The organism is Adonisia turfae CCMR0081 (assembly GCF_011009555.1).
In the GTDB taxonomy this organism is placed as follows: Bacteria; Cyanobacteriota; Cyanobacteriia; order Phormidesmidales; family Phormidesmidaceae; genus Leptothoe; species Leptothoe turfae.
In genome coordinates this window covers 5,819,262-5,827,272 of sequence record NZ_QXHD01000004.1, presented here as the reverse complement: position 1 = coordinate 5,827,272, position 8,011 = coordinate 5,819,262, and the positions used below count along the sequence as shown (strand labels likewise).

6 protein-coding genes and 2 pseudogenes are annotated in these 8,011 nt (G+C 48.4%); 5 read left to right on the top strand and 3 right to left on the bottom strand.

Annotation, left to right across the window (positions count from 1 at the left end; all coding sequences use genetic code 11):
* Positions 1–523 (bottom strand): annotated as a pseudogene (locus DXZ20_RS37880) (TIGR02921 family PEP-CTERM protein); the annotation flags it as partial.
* 632 nt (positions 524–1,155) lie between these two features.
* On the opposite strand from DXZ20_RS37880, the gene DXZ20_RS28695 reads away from it, so the two are divergent.
* The gene (locus tag DXZ20_RS28695; RefSeq protein WP_163669102.1) at positions 1,156–1,347 is read left to right on the top strand and encodes a hypothetical protein; all 192 of its coding nucleotides are present in this window, start codon (positions 1,156–1,158) and stop codon (positions 1,345–1,347) included.
* A 323-nt stretch (positions 1,348–1,670) separates the two neighbouring features.
* Positions 1,671–1,871, top strand: a pseudogene (locus DXZ20_RS28690) (hypothetical protein); the annotation flags it as partial.
* 76 nt (positions 1,872–1,947) lie between these two features.
* Here the strand turns inward: DXZ20_RS28690 and DXZ20_RS28685 are convergent.
* Positions 1,948–2,862, bottom strand: a complete 915-nt coding sequence (locus DXZ20_RS28685) for a branched-chain amino acid transaminase (RefSeq protein WP_163669107.1) — start codon at positions 2,860–2,862, stop codon at positions 1,948–1,950.
* A gap of 283 nt (positions 2,863–3,145) precedes the next feature.
* Complete coding sequence (locus DXZ20_RS28680) at positions 3,146–3,973, bottom strand: metallophosphoesterase (RefSeq protein WP_163669109.1); 828 nt, start codon at positions 3,971–3,973, stop codon at positions 3,146–3,148.
* A 378-nt stretch (positions 3,974–4,351) separates the two neighbouring features.
* On the opposite strand from DXZ20_RS28680, the gene DXZ20_RS28675 reads away from it, so the two are divergent.
* The 3 genes from DXZ20_RS28675 to DXZ20_RS28665 form a co-directional block, all read left to right on the top strand.
* The gene (locus DXZ20_RS28675) at positions 4,352–6,277 is read left to right on the top strand and encodes an AMP-dependent synthetase/ligase (protein WP_163702515.1); all 1,926 of its coding nucleotides are present in this window, start codon (positions 4,352–4,354) and stop codon (positions 6,275–6,277) included.
* Between the two features lie 490 nt (positions 6,278–6,767).
* Positions 6,768–7,208, top strand: coding sequence for a YlqD family protein (locus tag DXZ20_RS28670; RefSeq protein WP_163669113.1), 441 nt, complete (start codon positions 6,768–6,770; stop codon positions 7,206–7,208).
* A 230-nt stretch (positions 7,209–7,438) separates the two neighbouring features.
* Positions 7,439–8,011 (top strand): biotin/lipoyl-containing protein (locus DXZ20_RS28665; protein ID WP_250565959.1); only part of this gene is annotated, 573 nt, incomplete at its 3' end.

Below are 8,011 nucleotides of genomic sequence, written 5' to 3'. Positions count from 1 at the left end.
TTATGGTGCCGTAGATCAGAACGCATAGGGCAGGCACGGTGTAGAGCAGCAGTAGTGTGCCTGCATACAGACCAGTGACCAGGATTAAGCTGTGGCCAATCATTTGTGCCCAGGCCAATCGCGGTCGGTAGGCGGCATAGCCAGCCAGAGTTTCGATGGCAAACATGGCAATGGCAGCCAACACCGTCAGTAGGATATGGGCGCTGGCGGGAGTGGTATCACGAATGAGGAATAACCGCAGCAGGCAAAGGCCAAATAGGGGTACCTCCACACCGTAAAACAGCCGCATCAGTAATATCGGATGTTTGCGTAGCCATTTGCCGCCGACCACGGTGCAGATTGGGGGTACCACCAGCATGCCAAGAATGCTAGCGACAAAGGCGGATGGAATTTCGCCCATGCGAGCGGCTTCAAGGATGGGGAGTCCTGCCACTGGCAGTAGCCAAAAGTAGATAAAGCCAATAAAGGCGATATTCCAGACCCAGAAGATTGTGTGAGATAGCCAGTGGAGCGCGGTTTTCATGACTTATGCAAGGAATAACGCAGACTGTTTGGTTTGACACAACCCGGCTAAAGGGCTTTACGGGCAAAGGCTGGAAACTTTATGGGGATTTCACGTTGAGACTCAAAAAGTTAGTAATACCTTGCCACCTAAGGGTTCCAAGTTTTATTAGTGCAAATACACTTCCCCAAGAGGGGATGAAGTGATTCCTAGGTGTGTTGGAGGTGCGTAGTGTAGTCTTGAAATTATTTGTGGTTAATAAAAATTTCTCTTCGTGGGAAGGCTATTGCGAAGGCGGGGTGGGTTTCGATTGCTAACACTAGTAACCGAAACCCGCCTCGCGAATTCTACTGGGAACGGAAAGATCGTAGTAGATGTCCTGAGTAGATGGTTGCTGGGTCGAGACAGAATTCTGACCTGGCTCAACTAGCAACTTAAGTACTCTAACAACTGCTCACTGAACACTATGACGGATCAAGACCATGGGCTTATGTGTCCACTGGTGGCTACAAAATCTGAATTTTGAGGTAAGAGAATTGGCTGTGGGTATGGCCTGCTAGCAAATCAAAGGACTGTAGGGAGGTCCTTGTTTAACCAAATTCATCAATTTTTTCTGGTTTCAGGTCTACAGTAATGTTTCTCCATATTTCAGTTTGTTAATCCTTGATAGCATTAATTTCACAGATGACTTTCCTCTGATTTTCAATGCAGCTTTGCCTTTTGCTTTAACGACTTATAAAGACCGCGATCTCAACTGTTTGTCTGCTGTGCTTAGAGATCGCTATCCCGAAACCTTTGAATCACTGGAAGCAGCAGAAAAGTTTGTTAATGAGCAGCATTGGTAATACTCGTCACGTAGCTCAGTCAAACCACACAAACAGTACCTCCAACCCTAAACAAGTTCTACCATTCGCTGTGTTTTATTCAAGGCCTGTTATAGCGTAGCCAGTATTATCAAAAAACAAGCTCTATTGATTGTTTCGCCTTAGTCTGACATAAAAACAATCAATCAATTATGAAAAATCTTGAGTATTATGGTGCAATCTGTTGTCAAAAAAACAAAAATATCTGGCTTTCATGTTCACTACGACAACTTTAATTAGTGACCAGCGGATTGCGCCCACACAGCTCAGTATGTTGAAAATCTGTCCTAGTAAATGGTAAAAATCTCTGCCAAATTCTATACTCTATGGCAGCCGATGTAGGACTGGCCCTAAATGACACTCACGCTGCTAAAGATAGCTGGGCAGAAACGCCAGTGACAAAACGGTCTCAAACTCTTCTCAGTATTGCCGACCGCATGGCCGACCGCATGGTGGGACGAGGATTTTATGAGGAAAAAATTATTGTTTGGAGAGGCGTTCCATAGAACGCCTGTACATCAAAAGGTGGGGCCTAACTGATTGCTTATTCTTGGGGACCAGAGGTAATTATCTTTAGGAAGATCAGGTTAGGTCGATGCCAAATACCCAGTCTTTGTATTGTGGGTCTCGTCCTTCTGTAATAGCTGAGAGTTTTTCGCGAATTTTATCGGTGATGGGTCGCACTGTTGATAGCGTGTAATTCTCCACCTGTCTTACTGGGGTTACCTTGGCTGCAGTACCGCTGAGAAATACTTCATCGGCAATCAGCAACTCTGATTTATCTACAGGGCGTTCAATGACATCGATACCTAAATCTTGAGCGACCTGGAGTACGCTGTCACGGGTGATACCTTCTAGAATGTCCTGCTCAAAACCGGGGGCAATTAGTTTGCCATTGCGCACAATAAAAATGTTCATCCCTGAGGCTTCGCTGACTTTACCTTGGGAGTTCATCAAAATGGCTTCGTCAAAGCCTGCTTCGACGGCCTCAGTCTTGGCTAGGGAAGAGGTAATGTAAGCGCCGCTAATTTTGCCTCGCAACGGCAGACTGCGATCTTCCTGGCGATACCAGGAACTAACCCGACAACTGACACCCTCTGGTGAGAGATAATCCCCAAGTTCCAGACCATAGACGAAAAAGTCTTTTTTTACGTTATGTAGTCGAGGGGCAATGCCCAGGTCTGAGGTGTATACAAAGGGCCGAATGTAGAAGGATGTTTTGGGGCTGTTGTGCTTTACAAATTCTGTAATTACATGCTGAATTTTGTCCGCCGGTAAATCAAAATTCAGCAATCGAGCACTTTTACTTAGGCGGGTACAGTGGCGATCTAACCGAAATAGCAAGACCCGATTTTCATTCTGAGGATCGGGAATGCCGCGTAAGCCACCAAAGGCACCTGTACCGTAGTGCAATGCATGGGTGGCAATGGAAATTTTGGCATCTTCAAATGGACAAAACTGACCCTCAAAATAGGAAATCGGCAGAAAGTTGTGCATTGGCTCGGCAGCTTCAAGAAATTGTTCTACCTAGGATAGAGGAGTTCTTGAGTAAACGGAAAGTTGGTAGGGGGTAATGTTGGGGTTCCTTAAGATTTTGGAGAGGGAAAGTTTTGAGTTCATTAGGAGTAAGCGATTAATAGACTCTGGAACGTCTTTACATTCAAAAATTGGGCCTTAGTAATTTTCCTTCCTTGGTTTTGAGTTAATGCCCATTGGCTTGGTAATACCCTGTTTCAGGCAACTCACTCAAAATTCAAAATTTAGGACTCAAAACTAAACATTAGACCAGAGTGATCGCCGTAATTTCTGGATTACAAAACAACCGTCCTGGGGCATAGCTGCCCAGGCCACGATTTACATAGAGTAAATTCTGGCCTACTCTGTGCAGGCCCATGGCCCATTCCCAGTGGTCGACGACGCTGGCGCATTTGTCGCTCAGGTAGGGGATATTGCTTTTTCGGAGTATTGTGGGCAGTCGCTTGCGGAACTGGAACCAGTGACGGGCGACGTTGCCGATGCCGGGTAGGATGATTTGACCGCCGTGGGTATGGCCGGATAGCTGTAGATCGACGCGCCAGGGCATCATGTGTTCGGCGGTGTCGGGATTGTGGGAGAGGACGATGCGCGGCAATGTGGTGGGTAGCTGGTCTAGGACAGTTGGGGTAAAGTCGCGGTTGTAGTAGTCGGCTAGGCCGACCAAGGCGAGGTCATTTCCGAGGGGATAGTCGATTTGATTCCAAAGGACTCTGATATTGATGTCGATTAGGGCCTTAGTGACGATGCCTCGAGCCATGGGCCAGTAATTATCGTGGTTGCCCAGGATGGCATAAGTGGGAAAGGCTTTGGCGAGGGGACTTAGCTGCTTGGCCAGTGGATAAATAGGGTCGGGTTCGGCGGTGATGAAATCGCCTGTGAAGACGATTAAATCGGGGTTGAGGGTGGAGACGGTTGCGATCGCATCGGCCAATGTTTTTTCAGCCAAACACTTTCCGTCGTAGTGAAAATCCGATAGCTGCACAATGACCGTGCCCTGAAGTCGCTCAGGTAAATCCCGAATAGGTACTTCCAGGGTTTCAACCGTTAGCGGACCAACAAATAAAGGGCGCATAGTTTCAGGAACGAAAGATTCGTTACTTAACTTAACTTCTGATGTTTAGCCTGACCATGGTGGCTTGTCATGGCCATTGTCAACTTTGACAGTTGCCGGACTGGTCTATGTAAGGCTATGGGTGCAGAGTTTATCGATGAAATTATAAAATCCACGTGAGTTTAATTTTGAGTTCTTAGTTCTAAATAAATTTGGATATCAACTTAAACTGAAAAACTCTGACCAGGTAGGGAATCAAGCATCAGAAGTCAGTGATGTCCCGATTCCTAGCTTCTGATTCCTGAGCATTATCCTGGGGGAAACGTTCTGATTTGAGTTGATACCTTTAAACTAAACTCACCCAAGGCACTTTTAGATACCGTTTTACAGGACGTTTTTATGACTGCTGCCACACTTACGCCCCAGGAACAAAGTAATCTTGCCCAAGCGATTGACTACAGTCATGTCCAGTCGGTGGCTGGCATCTGGCCCATCGTTGCTGAGCGCTTTTCCAACCAAATCGCCCTAGAAGATCCCCACAGTACCCCCCAGCTAAAGCTGACCTATGGTGAGTTAAACGAACAAATTAAACAGTTTGCGGCCAGTCTACAAACACTGGGCATTAAACCCCAGGACAAAATTGCTCTCTTTTCAGATAATCAGCCCCGCTGGCTAGTGGCTGACCAGGGAATCATGACCGTTGGAGCGGTGGATGCTGTGCGCGGTTCCCAAGCTGATAAAGATGAACTCGCTTACATCCTTGAAAATAGTGATGCTGTGGCGATGATTGTGCAGGATCAAGCCACCTTGAATAAGCTAGCCGACTGCCTTGGGGATAAAAATCTACGGTTTATTGGGCTGCTGTCGGATGAAACGCCTCAGCTAGAGACGACGACCAAACTGCTGAATTTTACACAGCTGATGGAGCTGGGGGTTGGTGTGGAGCTGGAAGCTGTGAAATGCGATCGCACCGACCTCGCCACTTTAATGTACACCTCTGGCACCTCCGGCAGACCCAAGGGTGTCATGCTCAGTCAAGATAACCTACTATCCCAGATTTCAGGGGCCTGTAGTGTCGTGCATCCCAAGCCTGGCTCCAAAGTCATGAGCATCCTGCCCATCTGGCACTGCTATGAACGCACCTTTGAATATTTCACCCTGTCCCAGGGCGTACAACAGGTGTACACCAATATTCGCCACGTCAAAAAAGACCTCAAAGCCTACAAACCTAATTACATGGTGGGTGTCCCTCGACTGTGGGAGTCCATCTATGAAGGCGTACAAAAACAGTTTCGCGAGCAACCCGAAAGTAAGCAAAAACTGATCAACTTTTTTCTACACCAGAGCCAGCGCTACATAGCCGCCAAGCGCATTGCCGAGAACCTTAGCCTCGACTATAGCCCCAGCGCCTTTGACCGAGCCATGGCCAGCATTCAGTGCGCCGTCCTCTTACCCTTCCATAAGCTGGGCGACTCCATGGTTTACAAAAAAATCCGCGAAGCCACAGGCGGTGACATTAACTTCGTCGTCAGCGGTGGCGGTTCCATTGCCGATCACCTGGAAGACTTCTATGAAATCATCGACGTTGCCATTCTCGGTGGCTATGGTCTCACCGAAACCTCTCCCATCACCCACGTACGTCGCCCCTGGCAAAACCTGCGAGGGGCCGACGGTCAACCCCTACCCGGCACCGAAACCCGCATTGTCGACCTAGACAGCCGTCAAGACGTCCCCCAGGGTCAGAAAGGCCTTGTCCTAGTCCGTGGTCCCCAAATCATGCAGGGGTACTACAAAAATCCTGACGCCACCAGCAAAGCCATCGATCCCGACGGCTGGTTCGACACAGGTGACCTTGGCAAAATTACTGCCAACGGCGATCTGGTCATCACCGGTCGTGCCAAAGATACCATTGTCCTCACCAGCGGTGAAAATATCGAACCCCAGCCCATCGAGAACGCCTGTGCCCGCAGCAAGTACATCGATCAGATCATGCTTGTCGGCCAAGACCAAAAAGTCCTTGGAGCCCTGATCGTTCCCAATCTAGAAGCCCTCAGCCAGTGGGCCACCACCCAGGACATTACCATCGACGAAGCCAACCCCGTCGAATCCCTGAATAACTCCAAAGTCCAAACCCTCTTTAAACAAGAACTCACCCGCGAAGTCAAAGCTCGCCCTGGCCATCGCCCCGATGAACGCATTGGTCCCTTTACGCTGTTAGGCGAACCGTTCTCCATGGAGAACGGTATGCTAACCCAAACCATGAAAATCAAGCGTCCAGTCGTTACCCGCAACTATCAAGACGTTATCGATGGGCTATTCAAATAGGGGATATCTAACAATTACCGTGATTGCGTAATGACAGAATCATGCCATCACGGGGTTGAAAAATCGTATAGGTTATCCCGGGTCACCCACAGGGGGATGTCCCTAAGATATATATGTGGAGCGATAGAGAAAATCCAAAGAATCTATAGGTTATTCCAGGGCACCCACAAGGGGATGCCCCTATAAGATATGCAGGTCAGAATCTACAAAATCGACCCCGCCGTAACGTCTGTCTACGCAATGTGGGATACCCTTATACGTTGGGTCGTAGGGTGGCGTCCCGGCCCTACCCAGGGAAACCCCAGTTTGCCTAAACGAGATCCTAACTACTTCCGGAAAGGACACACAGATGGCCCCCAATCAACCCCTTAAATATCCTCCCCGAGTCCCTCAAACCCATAGAAAATCTTGCAAAAGTCCCCTTTCCTACCGGAGAGGGTAATATACCTAGTGAAATTGATCACTAAAACCAGTCTTTATTTATAGTTTCATGGACGCTTCGCAATCCCAACTACTCCTAAAACGAGTCATCAACGTCAAAGCCGTCGTTACCCCACTTTGGAAAGAAGAAGCCCAAAATCAACTACAAAAGCAGATCAACGGCATTGACAGTCGCCTACAACAACTCGAAATGCAAGGCCAGCGCATGGTAACTGAGCTACAAAAGCAAGAAGCCAACGAAGCTGTGCAAAAACAAATGGCCGCTGTACAAAATAAAATCAACGAAGACAAAAACAAGCTACTTCAGCAAAAGAACCAGGTTTTACAGCAGCTACAGCAAGTTCAAACCCTAGAACTCAACAAAGAAGTCAGCCAAGGCCAGATCGATGGTTTCTTCAAGGTGTCCACTGGCGATAACCTCGTCAAAAAAATGCAAGTAGAAATCCTACTACGTGACGGTGTCATTGAAGAAATTCGCGGTGAACTATAGGTTGGGGCTTACCCATTATTAGGTGTGTATCCCTAAATCCAAAGAGAGAAGTAAGCTCCAGCCTACGCACAAACATAAAATTTATATTCGACACCAATCGTGACTTCGCGGTTGGTTTTTTATTTTGCTGTCCATTTAATTTAATGACACAAAGTCTTTTAGAATAAGATGCTGGCGCGCCTTTACGGTTCGTTAATTTATTTGTTGTCCATCCGTCCTGGAATTTTCCAATGATTCGCGAAGTGTTCATGCCCGCCCTTAGCTCAACCATGACTGAGGGCAAGATCGTTTCTTGGACAAAAAGCCCTGGTGACAAGGTAGAAAAGGGTGAAACCGTTGTCATCGTTGAGTCTGACAAGGCTGACATGGACGTCGAATCGTTCTATGAAGGGTATCTGGCCACTATCGTTGTAGAAGCTGGTGGTGTTGCGCCAGTGGGGAGTGCGATCGCACTCCTAGCCGAAACCGACGCCGAAATTGAAGAAGCCAAAAAGCAAGGCGCTGCCGCTGCCGCTGCCCCAGCCACTGCTCCAGCTCCTACCCCCGAACCCGTCGCCACCGCGCCTGCTGCACAAAACGATAATGGTGCTGCTGCTACCGCCACCACCGCCACCAGTGGCCGCCTCATCGCTTCACCCCGTGCTAAAAAGCTGGCTAAGCAACTCAAAGTTGATATCAAAACCCTAGTGGGGTCTGGTCCCCACGGTCGCATCGTCGCTCAGGATGTTGAAAAAGCGGCCGGTCAAACACCTACGCCCGTTGCTGCCGTTGCCGTTGCACCTGCTGCCGTTGCACCCGCTGTT

Coding starts and splice junctions, on each gene's coding strand:
- DXZ20_RS28670 (WP_163669113.1), top strand. CDS start 6,768: ATGGACGCTTCGCAATCCCAACTACTCCTAAAACGAGTCATCAACGTC.
- DXZ20_RS28680 (WP_163669109.1), bottom strand. CDS start 3,973: ATGCGCCCTTTATTTGTTGGTCCGCTAACGGTTGAAACCCTGGAAGTA.
- DXZ20_RS28685 (WP_163669107.1), bottom strand. CDS start 2,862: ATGCACAACTTTCTGCCGATTTCCTATTTTGAGGGTCAGTTTTGTCCA.
- DXZ20_RS28675 (WP_163702515.1), top strand. CDS start 4,352: ATGACTGCTGCCACACTTACGCCCCAGGAACAAAGTAATCTTGCCCAA.